This is a genomic window from Enterobacter sp. PI-10, from assembly GCF_027947695.1.
Lineage (GTDB): Bacteria > Pseudomonadota > Gammaproteobacteria > Enterobacterales > Enterobacteriaceae > Enterobacter > Enterobacter vonholyi.
Genome location: NZ_JAJNOG010000011.1, coordinates 72,384 through 90,126 on the forward strand (window position 1 = coordinate 72,384; position 17,743 = coordinate 90,126).

General features: G+C 57.2%; 17 protein-coding genes. 3 read left to right on the forward strand and 14 right to left on the reverse strand.

What is annotated here, in order from left to right; translation table 11 throughout:
- Positions 1 to 5: 5 nt before the first annotated feature.
- Both lexA and LRM19_RS19290 read right to left on the reverse strand, forming a co-directional pair.
- Positions 6 to 614: a transcriptional repressor LexA gene (gene lexA / locus LRM19_RS19285; RefSeq protein WP_111964211.1), complete on the reverse strand. Its 609-nt coding sequence runs from the start codon at positions 612 to 614 to the stop codon at positions 6 to 8.
- A gap of 108 nt (positions 615 to 722) precedes the next feature.
- Complete coding sequence (locus tag LRM19_RS19290; protein WP_271369646.1) at positions 723 to 1,091, reverse strand: diacylglycerol kinase; 369 nt, start codon at positions 1,089 to 1,091, stop codon at positions 723 to 725.
- Positions 1,092 to 1,245: 154 nt separating this feature from the next.
- Between LRM19_RS19290 and plsB the strand changes: the two genes are divergently transcribed.
- Positions 1,246 to 3,666: a glycerol-3-phosphate 1-O-acyltransferase PlsB gene (gene plsB, locus LRM19_RS19295; protein WP_115876928.1), complete on the forward strand. Its 2,421-nt coding sequence runs from the start codon at positions 1,246 to 1,248 to the stop codon at positions 3,664 to 3,666.
- Between the two features lie 115 nt (positions 3,667 to 3,781).
- On the opposite strand, the gene gntU is transcribed toward plsB, so the two are convergent.
- The 5 genes from gntU to LRM19_RS19320 all read right to left on the reverse strand — a co-directional run bounded on the left by gntU (position 3,782) and on the right by LRM19_RS19320 (position 8,733).
- Positions 3,782 to 5,122: a gluconate transporter gene (gene gntU, locus LRM19_RS19300; RefSeq protein ID WP_127729256.1), complete on the reverse strand. Its 1,341-nt coding sequence runs from the start codon at positions 5,120 to 5,122 to the stop codon at positions 3,782 to 3,784.
- Positions 5,123 to 5,125: 3 nt separating this feature from the next.
- Complete coding sequence (gene gntK / locus LRM19_RS19305) at positions 5,126 to 5,653, reverse strand: gluconokinase (protein WP_008503362.1); 528 nt, start codon at positions 5,651 to 5,653, stop codon at positions 5,126 to 5,128.
- 126 nt (positions 5,654 to 5,779) lie between these two features.
- Positions 5,780 to 6,775 (reverse strand): gluconate operon transcriptional repressor GntR, encoded by a 996-nt coding sequence (gene gntR / locus LRM19_RS19310; protein ID WP_021242747.1) that lies wholly within the window; start codon positions 6,773 to 6,775, stop codon positions 5,780 to 5,782.
- A 101-nt stretch (positions 6,776 to 6,876) separates the two neighbouring features.
- The gene (locus tag LRM19_RS19315; RefSeq protein ID WP_008503360.1) at positions 6,877 to 7,572 is read right to left on the reverse strand and encodes a pirin family protein; all 696 of its coding nucleotides are present in this window, start codon (positions 7,570 to 7,572) and stop codon (positions 6,877 to 6,879) included.
- Positions 7,573 to 7,695: 123 nt separating this feature from the next.
- Positions 7,696 to 8,733: an oxidoreductase gene (locus LRM19_RS19320; RefSeq protein ID WP_271369647.1), complete on the reverse strand. Its 1,038-nt coding sequence runs from the start codon at positions 8,731 to 8,733 to the stop codon at positions 7,696 to 7,698.
- Positions 8,734 to 8,989: 256 nt separating this feature from the next.
- On the opposite strand from LRM19_RS19320, the gene yhhY reads away from it, so the two are divergent.
- Positions 8,990 to 9,478 carry an N-acetyltransferase gene (yhhY, locus tag LRM19_RS19325; protein WP_021242744.1) on the forward strand — a complete coding sequence of 163 codons (489 nt, stop codon included), beginning with the start codon at positions 8,990 to 8,992 and terminating at the stop codon, positions 9,476 to 9,478.
- Positions 9,479 to 9,564: 86 nt separating this feature from the next.
- On the opposite strand, the gene ggt is transcribed toward yhhY, so the two are convergent.
- Positions 9,565 to 11,310, reverse strand: coding sequence for a gamma-glutamyltransferase (ggt, locus tag LRM19_RS19330; protein WP_271369648.1), 1,746 nt, complete (start codon positions 11,308 to 11,310; stop codon positions 9,565 to 9,567).
- 123 nt (positions 11,311 to 11,433) lie between these two features.
- Here ggt and LRM19_RS19335 point away from each other — a divergent pair, with 123 nt between their 5' ends.
- Positions 11,434 to 11,811: a DUF2756 family protein gene (locus tag LRM19_RS19335; protein ID WP_111964217.1), complete on the forward strand. Its 378-nt coding sequence runs from the start codon at positions 11,434 to 11,436 to the stop codon at positions 11,809 to 11,811.
- Here LRM19_RS19335 and ugpQ read toward each other — a convergent pair.
- The 6 genes from ugpQ to livF all read right to left on the reverse strand — a co-directional run bounded on the left by ugpQ (position 11,795) and on the right by livF (position 17,742).
- Positions 11,795 to 12,541 carry a glycerophosphodiester phosphodiesterase gene (ugpQ, locus tag LRM19_RS19340; protein WP_271369649.1) on the reverse strand — a complete coding sequence of 249 codons (747 nt, stop codon included), beginning with the start codon at positions 12,539 to 12,541 and terminating at the stop codon, positions 11,795 to 11,797. The genes LRM19_RS19335 and ugpQ overlap by 17 nt on opposite strands.
- Entirely contained in the window at positions 12,538 to 13,608 is a 1,071-nt protein-coding gene (locus tag LRM19_RS19345; protein WP_271369650.1) for a sn-glycerol-3-phosphate import ATP-binding protein UgpC, read from the reverse strand. The genes ugpQ and LRM19_RS19345 overlap by 4 nt, the downstream gene beginning before the upstream one ends.
- A gap of 1 nt (position 13,609) precedes the next feature.
- Positions 13,610 to 14,455 (reverse strand): sn-glycerol-3-phosphate ABC transporter permease UgpE, encoded by an 846-nt coding sequence (ugpE, locus tag LRM19_RS19350; protein WP_111964220.1) that lies wholly within the window; start codon positions 14,453 to 14,455, stop codon positions 13,610 to 13,612.
- Positions 14,452 to 15,339 carry a sn-glycerol-3-phosphate ABC transporter permease UgpA gene (ugpA, locus tag LRM19_RS19355; protein WP_248175505.1) on the reverse strand — a complete coding sequence of 296 codons (888 nt, stop codon included), beginning with the start codon at positions 15,337 to 15,339 and terminating at the stop codon, positions 14,452 to 14,454. Before ugpA ends, ugpE begins: the two co-directional genes overlap by 4 nt.
- A gap of 127 nt (positions 15,340 to 15,466) precedes the next feature.
- Positions 15,467 to 16,783 carry a sn-glycerol-3-phosphate ABC transporter substrate-binding protein UgpB gene (gene ugpB / locus LRM19_RS19360; RefSeq protein WP_023310025.1) on the reverse strand — a complete coding sequence of 439 codons (1,317 nt, stop codon included), beginning with the start codon at positions 16,781 to 16,783 and terminating at the stop codon, positions 15,467 to 15,469.
- Between the two features lie 245 nt (positions 16,784 to 17,028).
- Positions 17,029 to 17,742, reverse strand: a complete 714-nt coding sequence (livF, locus tag LRM19_RS19365) for a high-affinity branched-chain amino acid ABC transporter ATP-binding protein LivF (protein ID WP_008500102.1) — start codon at positions 17,740 to 17,742, stop codon at positions 17,029 to 17,031.
- Between the last annotated feature and the right edge of the window lies 1 nt (position 17,743).

The following is a 17,743-nucleotide window of genomic DNA, read 5'->3' on the forward strand; positions in this document are numbered from 1 at the left end:
AGAGATTACAGCCATTCACCGTTACGAATCACGCCTACTGCCAGACCTTCGATAGAGAAGTTCTGTTCGCGGAGATCGACCACAATTGGGGTGAACTCGTTGTTTTCAGGCAGCAACTGAACGGTGTTACCCTGTTTTTTCAGACGTTTGACGGTGACTTCATCGTCAATGCGCGCGACAACCACCTGGCCGTTACGCACATCCTGCGTTTTATGTACCGCAAGCAGATCGCCGTCAAGAATACCGATGTCTTTCATCGACATGCCGCTAACGCGCAGCAGAAAATCAGCGCTCGGCTTGAACATGGCTGGATCGACCTGGTAATGACCTTCAATATGCTGCTGTGCCAGTAAAGGCTCACCGGCAGCAACACGACCTACCAGCGGAATGCCCGTCTCTTCTTCTACCAGCAGTCGGATACCGCGTGACGCGCCTGATACAATCTCAATCACGCCTTTACGCGCCAGCGCTTTCAGGTGTTCTTCGGCAGCATTCGGAGAACGGAAACCCAGACGCTGCGCGATTTCCGCACGCGTAGGTGGCATACCCGTCTGGCCGATATGATCCCGGATGAGATCAAACACCTCTTGCTGCCTGGTCGTTAACGCTTTCATTCCGCCCCCTGGGTGTATATACAGTTATGCTGTGAGTATATACAGTCAAAGGCGATTTTGGAACCAAAAACTGCACAAAAAACCAGGGACTTAATTATTCCTCGAGGCTCATCGGAAATGTGACCAAAGCAGCGTGACCCAGGTGATAACGGCAGTGATAATCGCCAGTAATACGGCAGCAGATCCCATGTCTTTTGCGCGGCCAGAAAGCTCATGGAAATCGGAACCGATGCGATCCACAACGGCCTCAATAGCGCTATTAAGAATTTCCACTATCATCACCAGAAGTACGGAACCGATAAGAAGTACGCGGGTAATAGCATTAACATCAAGGAAACAGGCGACGATCACCGCGATGATAGCGGCGACGCCCTCCTGGCGAAACGCGGCCTCGTTGGCCCATGCGGCACGGAAACCTTTCCATGAATAGCCGGCGGCTTTGATGATACGTGTTAACCCAGTGGTATTATTGGCCATTAAAAGAACCTTTTTTAAAAAAGAGCGTCAGTAACAGGAGCCGTAGAGCGTTTCGCTACAGCCTGAAGTATGACGGGTAACAACAGAAATTTTGCGCGCTTTCTGTTATCCTTGCGCCGCAATTGCATTATTAACCAGAGGCTTTACATCGTTTATGTCCGGCTGGCCACGAATTTACTACAAATTACTTAATTTACCATTAAGCATCCTGGTAAAAAGCAAGTCTATCCCAGCAGAACCCGCGCTGGAACTGGGGCTCGATACGTCGCGTCCCATTATGTACGTTTTGCCTTATAACTCGAAGGCTGACTTACTGACGCTTCGCGCCCAGTGTCTGGCGCATGACTTACCAGATCCGCTTGAACCGCTGGAAGTTGACGGTACGCTGCTGCCGCGCTACGTGTTCATCCACGGCGGGCCGCGCGTGTTTACCTATTACACGCCGAAAGAAGAGTCCATCAAGCTGTTCCATGACTATCTCGACCTGCACCGCAGCAACCCCGATCTGGATGTGCAGATGGTGCCGGTATCGGTGATGTTTGGTCGTCGTCCGGGCCGCGAAAAAGGTGAAGAGAATCCGCCGCTGCGCATGCTTAACGGCATCCAGAAGTTCTTCGCGGTCTCCTGGCTGGGACGCGACAGCTTTGTGCGTTTCTCCCCTTCCGTTTCGCTGCGTCGCATGGCGGACGAGCACGGCACCGACAAGATCATCGCGCAAAAACTGGCGCGCGTGGCGCGTATGCACTTCGCCCGTCAGCGCCTCGCTGCCGTAGGGCCACGCCTCCCGGCGCGTCAGGATCTGTTCAACAAGCTGCTGGCTTCCAAAGCGATTGCCCGCGCCGTTGAAGATGAAGCGCGCAGCAAGAAAATTTCGCATGAGAAAGCCCAGCAGAACGCCATTGCGCTGATGGAAGAGATTGCAGCGAACTTCTCTTACGAGATGATTCGCCTTTCCGATCGTATTCTCGGCTTTACGTGGAACCGCCTGTATCAGGGCATCAACGTCCATAACGCCGAGCGCGTGCGTCAGCTGGCGCATGATGGCCATGAGATTGTCTATGTCCCCTGCCACCGCAGCCACATGGACTACCTGCTCCTTTCCTACGTGCTCTATCATCAGGGGCTGGTACCGCCGCACATTGCTGCCGGTATCAACCTGAATTTCTGGCCAGCAGGTCCGATTTTCCGCCGCCTGGGCGCGTTCTTTATTCGTCGTACCTTCAAGGGTAACAAGCTCTACTCCACCGTGTTCCGCGAGTATCTGGGCGAGCTGTTCAGCCGCGGCTATTCCGTGGAGTACTTCGTGGAGGGCGGGCGTTCCCGTACCGGTCGTCTGCTCGATCCGAAGACCGGCACGCTGTCGATGACCATCCAGGCCATGCTGCGCGGAGGTACCCGTCCGATTACGCTGGTGCCTATCTACATTGGCTACGAGCACGTGATGGAAGTGGGCACGTACGCGAAAGAGCTGCGTGGCGCGACCAAAGAGAAAGAGAGCCTGCCGCAGATGCTGCGCGGCTTGAGCAAGTTGCGCAATCTTGGTCAGGGCTACGTTAACTTCGGCGAGCCGATGCCGCTGATGACGTACCTGAACCATCACGTTCCGGAGTGGCGCGAGTCCATCGATCCTATCGAAGCGGTGCGTCCGGCCTGGCTAACGCCAACGGTTAACGGCATCGCGTCCGAGCTGATGGTGCGCATTAACAACGCCGGTGCGGCTAATGCCATGAACCTGTGCTGTACGGCACTGCTGGCTTCGCGCCAACGCTCGCTGACCCGTGAACAGCTCACAGAGCAGCTGGATTGCTATCTGGATATGATGCGGAACGTGCCGTATTCGGTTGATTCGACCGTACCTTCTGCGACCGCCAGTGAGCTTATCGATCACGCGCTTCAGATGAACAAGTTTGAAGTCGAAAAGGACACGATCGGCGACATCATCATTCTGCCGCGCGAGCAGGCGGTGCTGATGACCTACTACCGCAACAACATCACGCATATGCTGATGCTGCCGTCGCTCATGGCCGCCATTATTACCCAGCATCGTCATATCTCCCGTCAGGAGCTATTGCGCCATCTTGAGACCATCTATCCGATGCTGAAAGCGGAGCTGTTCCTGCGCTGGAGTAAGGATGAGCTGGCGACAGAACTGGATAAGATGACGGAAGAGATGCGTCGCCAGGGGCTGATCGCTGTTTCAAACGACGAGCTGCACATCAATCCGTCACGCTCCCGTACCCTGCAGCTGCTGGCGGCCGGTGCGCGTGAAACGCTGCAGCGCTACGCCATTACGTTCTGGCTGCTGAGTGCGAACCCGTCCATCAACCGCGGTACACTGGAGAAAGAAAGCCGGACGCTGGCCCAGCGCCTGTCCGTTCTGCACGGCATTAACGCCCCTGAATTCTTCGACAAAGCAGTCTTTAGTTCTCTGGTACTGACGCTGCGTGATGAAGGCTTCATCAGCGATACAGGCGATGCCGAGCCGGAAGAGACGCTGAAGGTTTACCAGATGCTCGCAGAGCTGATTACCTCGGACGTGCGCTTGACGATTGAGAGCGCCACGCAGGGCGAGTGATGTTAAAAACCCGGGTGATGGTTTCACCTGACCCGGCCTGACGTTCTGCATAATAAAAGGCCCGGTAAGCGTTAACGCTACCGGGCCTTTTTTTTGCCTTGTTAAATCATTGCATTTAGCTGAGCAGCGTAAAGGCAATCATCCCGACAATCGCACCCGTCGTGCCGAGTATGGTTTCCATCAGCGTCCAGGTTTTCAGAGTTTGCGCTTCGGTGGCACCGGTAAACTTACCGAACAGCCAGAAGCCGGCGTCGTTAACGTGAGAGACCACAATCGAACCGCCCGCGATACAAATAGAAAGCGCGGCCATCTGGGCACCGGAGTAGTTCAGCTGTTCAATCACCGGCATCACCAGACCCACGGCGGTTAAACACGCCACGGTAGCAGAACCCTGGATGATACGTACCGCCGCAGCCAGCACAAAGCAGGTCACCGCAATTGGCAGGCCCATCCCGGTCAGCGCTTCACCCAGAGCCGGGCCAACGCCGGAATCCACCAGCACCTGCTTGAACACGCCGCCGGCACCGATCACCAGCAGGATAATGCCCGCAGGCTGCAGCGCCGCACCGCAGATCTCCATCACCCGGTCTTTCGGCATCCCCTGACGCATCGCCAGGCCGTAAATCGCCACCAGACAGGCCACCAGGATCGCCGTGAACGGGTGACCGATGAACTCAAACCATTCGTAGGCAGTGGACCCCACCGGCACAAAGCGCGCGGCGATGGTTTTCAGACCCACCAGAACCAGCGGCAACAGGATCAGCGACAGGCTGAAGCCGAAGGACGGCATTTTGCCCTCGCCCAGGTGCGGCTCGGTGACGTCATCCGGAATATGCAGCTCAACGTAACGGCTGATGAAGTTGCCCCACAGCGGACCGGCGATAATCATCCCCGGGATTGCCGCGCACAGGCCAATCAGGATCATCCAGCCAAAGTCGGCGTGCATCTGGGAGGCCAGCAGCATCGGCGCAGGCCCCGGCAGCAGAAACGCCGCAGCCGCCGCCACCCCCGCAAACAGCGGAATGACCAGCTTCACGAGGTTAGTACCAGTATGGCGCGCCATGGAGAATGCGACGCTTATCAGCAGCACAACGGCCACTTCGAAGAACAGCGGCAGCGCGCAAATCAGCCCTGCCAGGCCAATCGCGTAGTGCGCACGGCTGTGGCCAAAGGATTTCAGCATCTTCACTGCAATCTGGTCGACCGCGCCCGTCTCGTGCAAAATCTTGCCAAACATCGCGCCCAGCGCGACCACAATCGCCAGGAAGCCCAGCGTACCGCCCATCCCTTTTTCCATCGTCGCGGCGATCTTGTCGAGCGGCATACCGGAAAAGAGACCAGCACCAATAGAAACCACCATCAAAGCAACAAAGGCGTGCATGCGCGCCTTCATCACTAAAAACAGCAGCAGCAATACCGAACCCACTGCTGTCAAAACTAGCGTTAATGTACTCAAAACTTACTGCCTTTTATTAATGACCTCGATGGTGCTGGCAACAACACCCTCCAGTGACTGATCGATATCAACCACTAAGACGTCTTTCTCGTCTTCACCCGGCTCCTGCAGCGCTTCGAACTGCGTTACCAGCATCTGGGTTTTGAAGAAGTGACCTTTACGCGCCTTCAGGCGGCTTTCAATCACCTCGAAATCCCCTTTCAGGTAGATGAAAGAGAGGTTTGGGTTGCCGTCGCGCAGCAGGTCGCGATAGGTTTTTTTCAGCGCGGAGCAGACGATCAGGGAGACTTTATTGGTACGCTGCATAGCGAACGCGGCGTCATTCAGCGCCTGCAACCACGGTTTGCGGTCGTCATCGTTCAGCGGCTCGCCGGAGGCCATTTTCATGATGTTGCTGCGCGGATGGAGGAAGTCGCCATCAAGAAACGCAGCCTGGAGTTGATGCGCCACTTCGCTGGCCACGGCTGATTTCCCGCTACCGGAAACGCCCATCAGGACGTAGACGTGGTGATCGTGATTAGTCGTGCTCAAAGGGTGTCCCTCAGTCAATTGTTACGGGTAACAGTTATCGGTAACATTGTCCTGCTGGGGCAAAAGAGAAGCAATATCCAAACGTGCGCGAAGTGAATAAGTGTGAGCTACTTCAAATTTGTCAGTTCAAATAGATCCACCCGGTGACAAGGTGAAACCTAAATCTAACATTTTCGGGGTAACCGTCTCGCCACGAATGCGCGCCAGCAGGCGTTCTGCGCCAATGCGGCCCATACGCTCACGCGGGGTCAGGACGCTCGCCAGACGCGGCTCCATCACCTGACCGATGTCATGGCCGTGGAAACCGGCGATCGCCATATCATCAGGGATCTTCAGCCCCAGACGCTGGCACTCAAACGCTGCGCCGACCGCAAGGTCATCGTTGGTACAAAAAATACCGTCCAGTTGCGGATACTCGCGTCGCGCCTGACGCATCAGCTCAATACCCGACGTATAGGAAGAGGACTGCTCCACCATCACGCTGTACGGGGTTAAGTTCGCGTCGAGCATCGCCTGCTCGTATCCCTTCTGTTTGATGATAGTACGTTCATCAAGACGCGCACCCAGATAGGCGATATGACGATGCCCGCGGGCGATAATGGCCGCCGTCATCTGGCGCGCCGCTTCGAAGTTATCAAAGCCGACGGCGATGTCGAGGCACGGCGACTGGCTGTCCATCAGCTCCACGACCGGAATACCGGCCACTTCAATCATTTTGAGCGTGCGGGCAGTGTGGGTTCGTTCGGTTAAAATCAGGCCGTCAATGTTCCAGGAAAGCATCGACTCAAGACGTTCCTCTTCGAGTTCCGGCTTGTACCCGTAGTGGGCGAGCATGGTCTGGTAGCCAAACGCATCGGTGACGCTTTCTATTCCACGTAATACTTCGGCGAAAACCTGGTTGGTCAAAGAAGGAAGCAGAACGCCCACCGCGCGGCTGGTCGCATTGGAGAGAATATCGGGCGCGCGGTTGGGGATATAACCCAGTTCATCAAGGGCAGCGGCAATCTTGCCACGTAACGCTACGGAAACCTGTTCCGGGTTACGTAAAAAACGGCTGACCGTCATTTTGGTCACACCGACGCGATCGGCGACATCCTGAAGTACGGGGCGTTTCTTTTTCATCGTCCTGAGAAATCTTGAAGTGAGAGATTTGCTCAGTTTACCACGGACAAAGCCCATCCTTCCCCTGTCAAAGGGAAGGATGGGGATTTATTTATGTTTTATTACACCGGCGGCAGGTCAAACAGCAGAATTTCGCTTTCGCTGTCGGCATGCACGGAGATCGCCTGCTCATCCCAGATGGCCAGACCATCGGCGGTTGTCGCTTTGGTGCCGTTGATGGACACCTCCCCTTTCACCACCTGGATCCAGACGCGGCGGTTAGCGGCAATCTGATGCACGGACTGTTCATCTTTCGCCAGCGCCCAGCGGTACAGCTCCATATCCTGATGCACTTTCAGGGAACCTTCACGCGCATCCGGGGAGAGCACCAGCTGTTTACCCTGTTTGGCGTCGAAGCGGCGCTGCTCGTAGCGCGGCGTGATGCCGGTCTCTTCTGGAATGATCCAGATTTGATACAGGTGCAGTTTTTCCGTTTTGCTTGGGTTGTACTCAGAGTGACGCACCCCGGTACCCGCGCTCATAATCTGGAACTCGCCCGCCGGAACCTGCTCTTTGTTGCCCATGCTGTCCTGGTGCTCAACCGCGCCTTCCAGCACATAGGTCAGGATTTCCATGTCTTTGTGCGGGTGGGTACCAAAGCCCTGGCCTGCATCAATCACGTCGTCGTTAATCACGCGCAGCGCGGAGAAGCCCATGAAGTTCGGGTCGTAGTAGTCGGCAAACGAGAATGAATGCCATGAGTCCAGCCAGCCATGATTCGCGTGACCACGTTCGTTTGCTTTGCGTAAGTAGATCATTGTTTTCACCCTCAGTTCGTTTCGATGGAGTAAGTGTGGACGCAAACGGTCTGGGATCATAGAGGGTGAAAATTGACTCCTCTGTTCAAAAATTATGAACAAGCGCAGAGGAGCCGTTTTTGCTTATTTCGCGAGGGTTATCGTGGCAGGAGAAGCCTGTTCGAAGGCTCGCTCAAGGATTTCGAGGTTGGTCAGAACGTCAGATTCCTTGACGTAATTCGCCGTGCCGTTTGTGAGGGTCTCAAACAGCGCATCGTAGACGCGGCCATAGTCGCCGGTTTCCGGCTTCAGCGTTTCTGTGACCGTCATGCCCTCGTCGTTCACATACTCCAGCACGCCCACGGAATCGTCTGCGGCAAATCCCGGCTCGCCCGGCATGATATTGGCCTTCAGGCTGGTCTCCTGCTGGTCAATGCCGTACTTAATGAACGAACCCCGGGTACCGTGAACGATAAATTTCGGGTAGTCGATCTTCACCAGGTGGCTGGTTTTGACGATGGCCTTCAGGTCGCCGTAGAACAGCTGGGCTTCGAAGGTATCGTCCGGATTGGCTTTGTTGCGCAGGCTGCGAATGTCATACGCCACGTGGTCCGGGCGGCCAAACAGGGAGATGATCTGGTCCATGGTGTGCACGCCCAGACCATAGAACGAACCATCCTGAGGCAGTCCGGGTTGCGTTTCCGCCACAGGACGGTAGTAATCGAAGTGACTTTCGATTTCCACGATGTTGCTGAGCTTGCCGCTTTCAATCGCTTTTTTCGCCGTCAGAAAGCAGCTGTCAAAGCGACGGTTCTGGTACGGCGTAACGGTCAGGCCTTTGCTTTTCGCCAGCGCGAACAGCTCTTTCGCTTCGGCAATGGTCGGGGTGAACGGCTTTTCTACCAGCACGTTTTTACCCGCATTGAGCGCGCGTTTGGCATAGTCAAAATGGCTGTCGGCGTGGGTGCAGACAATCACCAGCTTCACCTGTGGGTCGTTAAGCACCTCGTCGAGATCGCTGGTGAAGTGGATGTGGGAGTACTGCGGAGATTGCTCTTCCGGCTTCGCGCGGCGGCGGTAGATATGGGCCACATGCCAGGTATCTTTACGGTTGAGGACATACGGCAGGTGGTAGCGGGTGGTGCTTTTACCAAATCCAATAAATGCACAGTGTAGTGTCATGGCTCAGTCCTTTTGGAAGGTTACTGAGTCTAACCATAACAAAAAAAAAGCCAGCTAAAAGCTGGCTAAAGTAATACTGGAAGCAATGTGAGCAATGTCGTGCTTTCAGGTTCCCGTAGGGGTCTTCCTGAATGCAGAGCAATAATAATCATTCTCATTCGCACTTGTCCAATACTTTTTGCAAAAAATAGCGGTTGACTCAAATTTTAAAGTCATTGATGTTGGAAGGGACTTTTAACTGACTGAGGAACAAGGAATGAGTGAGATAGTGATACGCCACATCGAACCCAGCGATGCAGAAGCTTTACGTGACATCATGTCGCATCCTGATGTGTATCACGACACGCTACAACTCCCTCATCCTTCTATGGAAATGTGGCACGAACGCGTTGCGACAAAACCAGGCCGGCGCCATCTCGTTGCCTGTCTTGACCAGCGCGTTATTGGACATATGGCGCTGGACGTAATGGAAAACCCGCGTCGCAGCCATGTTGCCACATTCGGCATCAGCGTGGCTGCGGATATGCAGGGACGCGGCGTAGGCCGCAGGCTCATGAGCGAGATGATCAACTTGTGTGACAACTGGTTGCGCATTGAACGTATCGAACTGACGGTCTTTGCCGATAACCCCGCGGCAGTTGCCCTCTATAAAAATTTTGGTTTTGAAATCGAAGGGACCGGCAAGAAATTTGCCCTGCGCAACGGCGAGTATGTGGATGCGTATTATATGGCGAGAATGAAGTAGTGATTTGCCGGGTGGCGGCTTCGCCTTACCCGGCCTACGTTCGTGCAGTTGTAGGCCCGGTAAGCGCAGCGCCACCGGGCAATACATCAATACCCCGCCGTCAAATCATCCACCGAACGCGGATCTGATGCGCCAAACAGCGCTCCGTCCGGCCCTACCATAATGCTCTGGGTGCTGCCCATCGCCTCTTTCACCGCCACCTTCTGCCCACGCTGCTCAAGCAGTTTAATGGTGTCCGGGCTAAAGCCCTTCTCGACGCGCAGCTCGTCCGGCAGCCACTGATGATGGAAGCGCGGGGCGTTGGTGGCTTCGGCGACGTTCATCCCAAAGTCAATGCTGTTCACCACCATCTGCAATACTGTGGTGATAATTCGGCTGCCGCCCGGGCTGCCGGTTACCAGCCAGGTTTTGCCCTCTTTCACCACGATGGTGGGCGACATGGACGACAGCGGACGTTTCTTCGGCCCTACCGCATTCGCATCACCGCCGACCAGCCCATAGACGTTCGGCACGCCCGGCTTGGCGGAGAAGTCATCCATCTCGTTGTTCAGCAGAATGCCGCTATTGCCCGCCACAATCCCGGTGCCAAACGTGGTGTTGAGCGTATAGGTCACCGCCACCGCGTTACCGTCTTTATCCACCACCGAGAAGTGGGTGGTCTGGTTGCTTTCATACGGCGCCAGCTTGCCGGGGCGGATCTCGCTCGACGGCTTGGCCTTGTTGATATCGATCTGATCGGCAATGGATTTGGCGTACGCCTTGTTGGTCAGCGCCTGCCATGGCACCTTCACGAAGTCCGGATCGCCGAGATATTCCGAGCGGTCGGCGTAGGCGCGTTTTTCCGCTTCCGCCATTATCTGCATGGCATCCGCGCTGCCGAAGCCGAACTTGTGCATATCGAAGTTTTCAAGAATGTTGAGGATCTGCACGATGTGAATGCCCCCGGAAGACGGCGGCGGCATGGAGAAGACCTCGTAGCCGCGGTAGGTGCCGCTAATCGGCTCGCGCTCCACCGCCCTGTAGTCCGCCAGATCCGCTTTGGTGATGAGCCCGCCGTTCTTCTGCATCTCTTCCGCAATCTGGTCGGCAATCGCCCCTTTGTAGAAGGCGTCCGGACCGTGCTCCGCAATCAGCTCCAGGCTTTTGGCGAGGTTCTTCTGCACCAGCTTATCGCCCTTCTTCAGCGGCTCGCCATCTTTCCAGAAGATCGCCTTGCTGTTTTCGTGATTCGGAATGACTTCGCTACCGTAGGTTTTGAGGTCGTCTGCCAGCGCGTCATTCACCACAAAGCCCTCCCGCGCCAGCTTGATGGCAGGCTGCACCACCTTGTTTAGCGGCATCGAGCCGTATTTTTCCAGCGCCAGCGAGAAGCCAGCAACGGTGCCCGGCGTGCCGGACGCGAGATGCGAGGTCAGGGATTTTTTACTGTCCGGGTTGCCCTGGTCATCAAGGAACATGTCCCGTGACGCCTGAGAAGGCGCCATTTCACGGAAGTCGATGGCGGTGGTTTTCCCGTCTTTGGTGCGCAGCATCATAAAGCCGCCACCGCCCAGGTTCCCCGCTTGCGGGTGCGTCACCGCCAGCGCGTAGCCGACGGCGACCGCGGCATCCACCGCGTTACCGCCCTGTCTGAGAATATCGACGCCCACGCGGGTCGCCAGCGCATCCACGGATGCCACCATGCCGTGGGTTGCCCGCACGGGATGAAAAACATCTTCCTCCACGCCGTAAGAGACCGGAGGCGCCGCGGGCGGGTTCGCCGCCACGCTAAATGTACCGCCAGCCATCAGCGCGGCGAGGGCGACCCAGCGCAAAAACGTTGGTTTCATCATTATTGTTCTCCAGGTGAAGGGATCCATATTCCCCGCTTAAGCCTGGTTCACAACTCCTAAAAAATCATCGTCATGGTGAAATCAGGGTAAACTTAAGAGAGACCTCAAGAGGAGGAAATGACAATGAAACGCTTATTGATTCTTACGGCGCTGATCCCCTTTGCCGCGCTCGCACAGCCACTCAACACCATGAATAACCCGAATCAGCAGGGTTACGTCATCCCGAGCCAGCAGCGTATGCAGACCGAGATGATGAGCCAGCAGCAGCAGCAAAAAGGGATGCTGAATCAGCAGCTGAGAACGCAGACCCAGGTGCAGCAGCAAAGCCTGCAAAATCAGATGAACGCCAACACCCAGCGCGTGCAGCAGGGGCAGGTGCGCGAGCAGCCGTTGCCAAATAAAAACGGCGGGATGTTAGGGGGAATGACGTCGTCAGGCAGCGGACAGCAGCATATGCTGCCGCCGCAGTCGAATGGCAGTATGCTTAATCCGCAGAACTAAAGTCCGGGCCGATCAGGTCGATTGCATCGGTGCAGATGCTGTCCACCCCCCAGCGCAGCAGTTCGGCCGCGCGCTGGGGTTTATTGACGGTGTAAACCAGAATATGCAGACCCGCGTCCTTCAGCATCTTCACCCGCGTCTCATCCAGCAGCTTGTGGTTGAGATGAATAGAGACGCACGCTAAGCGCGTCGTCAGCTCGCGCCAGTCCTCGCGCCACTCGTCAAGCAGCAGCCCGCGCGGCAGCTCCGGCACGGCCGCCTGTGCCGCTTCCAGTGCGTCAATTTCAAACGAGGAGAGCAGCGGCGCGGTCATCCCTTCCCACAGCTCGCGCGCGGCAAGGGCAATCACTTTGCCGGTCAGCGGCCCGGTGCCAGTGGTCGGTTTGATTTCGATATTGGCCATCATGCCGTGCTGGCGACAGCGATCGGCTACTTCCGCCAGCAGCGGCAGCGGTTCGCCTTTAAATTCGCCGCTGTACCAGCTTCCGGCGTCAACTTTCAGCAGATCGCGCCACGGCAGCTCGCCCGCCACGCCCCAGCCGTTGCTGGTGCGTTCAAGGTTATCGTCATGCAGCAGGAAAATTTCGCCGTCTTTCGACAGCTTGGCGTCGAACTCGATCATCGTGTGACCGTAGCGCGCGCCGACGTCAATCGCCGCCAGCGTGTTTTCCGGCGCCAGCTTACCGCCGCCGCGGTGGGCGACGATGTGGGGATAAGGCCAGTTGCTCATACTCGTTGTCCTGTTTCACCGTCAAACAGGTGCAGATGATTTTCCGGCAGGTGCAGCCACAGCGTGCTGCCTGCTTTAGGGCGCTCCTGATGTGCCAGACGCACCACCATCTTTTGCTCGCCCCAGCGCCCGTGCGCCAGGTTATCTGCACCCAACATCTCCAGCGTGTCCATGATCAGCGGCACGCCGCCTTCCGCCTGAGAGGTTAAACCGATATGTTCCGGGCGGATACCGAGCGTCATCTTACGCCCGGCGTAGCCACGATAGTACCAGTTGATTGGCAATGCCATCCCGCTTTCCAGCTCAAAGTGCGAGCCCGCGCTGCTGATACGCCCTTCCAGCAGGTTCATCGCCGGGCTGCCGATAAAGCTCGCCACAAAGCGGGTAGCCGGTTTCTCATACACTTCCACCGGGGTACCAATCTGCTCGGCAACGCCTTTGTTCATCACCATCACGCGCTGGGCGAGGGTCATGGCTTCGACCTGATCGTGGGTAACGTACAGCGAGGTGGTTTTCAGACGACGGTGCAATTGCTGCAGCTCAAGACGCATCTGCACGCGCAGCTTGGCGTCGAGGTTAGAGAGCGGCTCGTCGAAGAGGAATACCGCCGGATCGCGCACGATGGCGCGCCCCATCGCCACGCGCTGGCGCTGGCCGCCTGAGAGCTCGCGCGGGCGGCGCTTGAGCAGACCGTCCAGCTCCAGAATGCGTGCAGCCTCTTTCACGCGCTCGTCGATATGGCCTTTGCCCATGCCGCGGATTTTAAGCCCCCAGGCCATGTTCTCCTCCACGCTCATGTGCGGGTAGAGAGCGTAGTTCTGGAAGACCATCGCGATGCCTCTGTCTTTCGGCTCCATCTCGGTGACGCGCTGGCGGTCAATCCAGATGTCCCCGGACGTCACGCGCTCCAGCCCCGCCACCATGCGCAGCAGGGTGGATTTGCCGCAGCCGGACGGGCCGACCATCACGATAAATTCCCCGTCCGCCACGTCGAGCGTGAGCGGCTGGATCACCTGGGTTTTGCCGTCCCAGCTTTTGGTTACTGCCTGAAGTTTTAAACCTGCCATCTTATTTCTCGCTATCGACCAGGCCGCGGACAAACGCGCGCTGCATGGCTAAAACAATGACTACGGGTGGGATAAGGGTGAGCAGCATCGCCGCCATCACCTGGTTCCAGAGGGTGGTGCCTTCGCCGGTGGCAATCATGCCTTTGATGCCCGCCACGGCGGTGCCGAGATTGACGTCCTGAATAATCAGCAGCGGCCACAGGTACTGGTTCCAGCCGTAGATAAAGGTGATCACAAACAGCGCCGCAAGGTTGGTTTTCGACAGCGGCAGCACGATGTCGCGGAAAAAGCGCATCGGCGAGGCGCCGTCGATGCGCGCGGCTTCAATCAGCTCGTCCGGCAGGGTCATAAAGAACTGGCGGAACAGGAAGGTGGCGGTCGCCGAGGCCATCAGCGGCAGGGTTAAGCCCGCGTAGCTGTCGAGCATCTTCAGGTTGGCGATCACCTCCACCGTCGGGAAGATACGCACCTCAACCGGCAGCATCAACGTGATGAAGATCATCCAGAAGAAGAGGTTACGCAGCGGAAAGCGGAACCAGACGATGGCGAACGCCGAAAGCATCGACACCGTAATTTTGCCGACCGTAATGCCAAACGCCATGATGAAGCTGTTGAGCATCATCAGCCAGAACGGTGCGCTGTTGACGCCCACGCCCTGGGTCCAGATGGTCTTCATGTTCTCAAAGAGGTGGCCGCCGGGGATCAGCGTCATCGGCGTATCGAACACCGCTTTGGTGTCCAAAGTGGCGGCGACAAAGGCCACGTACAGCGGGAAGAGGATGACGATGATCCCTAAAATCAGCATGGTATGGCTGAAAATCGTCAGCCCCCGACGGTTCTCAATCATTGGTAGCGCACCTTACTTTCGACATAGCGGAACTGCACCACCGTGAGGATGATGACGAGGAACATCAGCACAACCGACTGCGCGGCAGAGGCGGAGAGATCCAGCCCGGCGAAGCCTTCGCGATAGATTTTGTAAATCAGCGTGGTGGTCGCCTGCACCGGGCCGCCTGCGGTGGCCGCATCGATTACCGGGAAGGTGTCGAAGAAGGCGTAAACGAGGTTAACCACCAGCAGGAAGAAGCTTACCGGGGCGATCAGCGGCAGCGACAGCCTGAAGAAGCGACGAATCGGCCCTGCGCCGTCAATCGCGGCGGCTTCCACCAGCGAACGCGGAATGGACTGCAGCGCGGCAAAGAAGAACAGGAAGTTATAGCTAATCTGCTTCCACACCGAGGCGAACACCACCAGGAACATGGCCTGGCCGCTGTTCTGGGCGTGGTTCCAGTCGTAGCCGAACTCAGCCAGGAAGTGGGTAATCAGCCCGCGACCGGGGTTAAACAGGAAAATCCACAGCACGGCGGCGACGGCGGGCGCCACGGCGTAAGGCAGCAGCATCAGGGTCTGATACAGGCGGCTGCCACGCACCACGTAATCGACCAGCGCGGCGAAAAATAGCGAGGCAACAAGGCCGCTGACGGTGACCAGCGCGCTGAATTTCATCGTCGTCCAGAAGGACTCCAGGTAGTAGCTGTCATTGAACAGCGCGGTAAAGTTGTCCAGCCCGACAAACTGGCTGGAAAGCCCAAACGGATCGACGCTTTGTACCGAGTACCACAGCGCTTCGCCCGCAGGCCAGATAAAGAAGATAACGGTGATGACCAGCTGAGGCGCGACCAACAGGTACGGCAGCCAGCGGGAACGGAACACCGGACGGGATGATGACATAGGTTAGCTCTGTAGGTATTCACCCCTCACCCTAGCCCTCTCCCCAGAGGGGAGAGGGGACTGCACGGAGCCGTCTTTTCTCCCTCGCCCCTTTGGGGAGAGGGCCGGGGTGAGGGGCAGGTTTGAATTACGATTTCGTCGACTGCTCAAAGCGGCGCAGCAGCTGATTCCCGCGCTCTACCGCGGAATCCAGCGCCTGCTGTGGCGTTTTCTTACCGGTCCAGACGCTTTCCAGCTCCTCATCCACAATGGTGCGGATCTGCGGCATGTTGCCCAGGCGCAGGCCTTTGGTGAACGGCAACGGCGGCTTGTTCAGCATCTGACGCGTCGCGATATCCGCGCCCGGGTTCTTACTGTAGAAGCCCTGCTCGCGGGTCAGGTCGTACGCGGCTTTGGTGATCGGCAGGTAGCCGGTCTTCTGGTGCCATTCGGCGGCGTTTTCCGGCTTCGCCAGGAAGTCGAGGAACTCGGCCACGCCTTTATAGGTGCCCTTGTCTTTACCCTGCATCACCCACAGGCTCGCCCCGCCGATGATGGCGTTCTGCGGCGCGCCCTTCACGTCAGCGTCGTACGGCATCATGCCCACGCCGTAGTTGAATTTGGCGTAGTGACGGATGTCCGCCAGCGAGCCGGACGAGGCGGTGGTAATGGCGCAGTCGCCGTTGTAGAACTTCTCGGTGGATTCGTCTTTACGCCCGAAGTAGCTGAAGTCGCCCTTCTTGTTCAGATCGGCAAGCAGCGCAATGTGCTTCACCTGCTCCGGCTTGTTGAACTCCAGTACCGCATCGGTGCCGTCGAAGCCGTTGTTTTTGGTCGCAACCGGCAGGCCATGCCAGGCGCTGAAGTTTTCAATCTGGATCCAGCCCTGCCAGCCGCTGGCGTAGCCGCACTTCATTCCCGCCGCTTTCAGCTTCGCGGTGTATTCGGCCAGGTCCTGCCAGGTTTTTGGCGGCTGCTCCGGATCTAAACCGGCTTTCTTGAAGGCGTCTTTGTTGTAGTACAGCACCGGCGTGGAGCTGTTAAACGGCTGAGACAGCAGATGTCCGGTTTTGGAATCGGTGTAGTAACCCGCTACGGTTGGCACGAACTGGGATTCATCGAAGTTAATACCCGCTTCTTTGAATACTTCATAGACCGGCTTGATGGCTTTGGAGGCCATCATCGTGGCGGTGCCCACTTCATAAACCTGTAACAGTGCAGGCGCGTTGCCGGTACGGAAGGCGGCAATGCCCGCGCTCAGGCTCTGCTCGTAGTTACCTTTGTACACCGGCACAATTTTGTAATCCGGATGGGTGTCGTTGAAACGCTGCGCCAGGGAGTCAACTTCTTTACCCAACTCCCCTTCCATTGAATGCCAGAACGGAATGGTCGTCACAGCCATTGCGTTCGTCGCAAAAGCCAGACCCAGTGCCAGACCCAAAGCTGTGTGTCGTAACGATGTCATTGTCATCTCTCTTATTGTGCCGGATGCGCGATATCACGCGTTTTATGCTCGCGAGGTAACATGACATGCTCGAATGACAGAAAAATAACTGTTTGTTTACAGATAAGTGACAGTAAAGGGTCAGGGGGATGATGGTTGTGTGAAGGGGGTTTATGTGAAAAAGCCGGGTGGCGGCTTCGCCTTACCCGGCCTGGTTGATACCGTAGGCCCGGTAAGCGTAAGCGCCACCGGGCGATACAGACGACTCAGCCGCCCAGATACGCGCTCCGCACCGCTTCGTTCGCCAGCAGCGCGTCGCCGGTGTCTTCCAGCACCACGCGGCCGTTCTCCAGCACGTAGCCACGGTCGGCGAGCTTCAGCGCCTGGTTGGCGTTCTGCTCGACGAGGAAGATGGTCATCCCCTCTTTGCGCAGCTGCTCGATGGTGTCGAATATCTGCTGGATGATGATTGGCGCCAGGCCGAGCGACGGCTCGTCCAGCAGCAGCAGGCGCGGCTGGCTCATCAGCGCGCGGCCGATCGCCAGCATCTGCTGTTCACCGCCGGACATGGTGCCCGCACGCTGAATGCGGCGCTCCCACAGGCGCGGGAAGAGTTCGTACACCCACTTGATGCGGGTCTGGTATTCATCGCGGTGGGCGAAGAACCCACCCATCGCCAGGTTCTCTTCCACCGTCATACGCGAGAACACGCGGCGCCCTTCCGGAACAATCGCCACCGCCTCGCGCATGATTCTGGCGGTCTGCCAGTCGGTAATGTCTTTGCCATCAAACACAATCCGCCCGCTGGTGGCGCGCGGGTCGCCGCAAAGGGTGCCGAGCAGCGTGGTTTTGCCCGCGCCGTTGGCGCCAATCAGGGTCACGATTTCACCTTGATTGATATGCAGGCTGACGTCGTGCAGCGCCTGGATCTTGCCGTAGTGCGCGTTGACCTTGTCGAACGTTAACATCGCTTTTTCCATC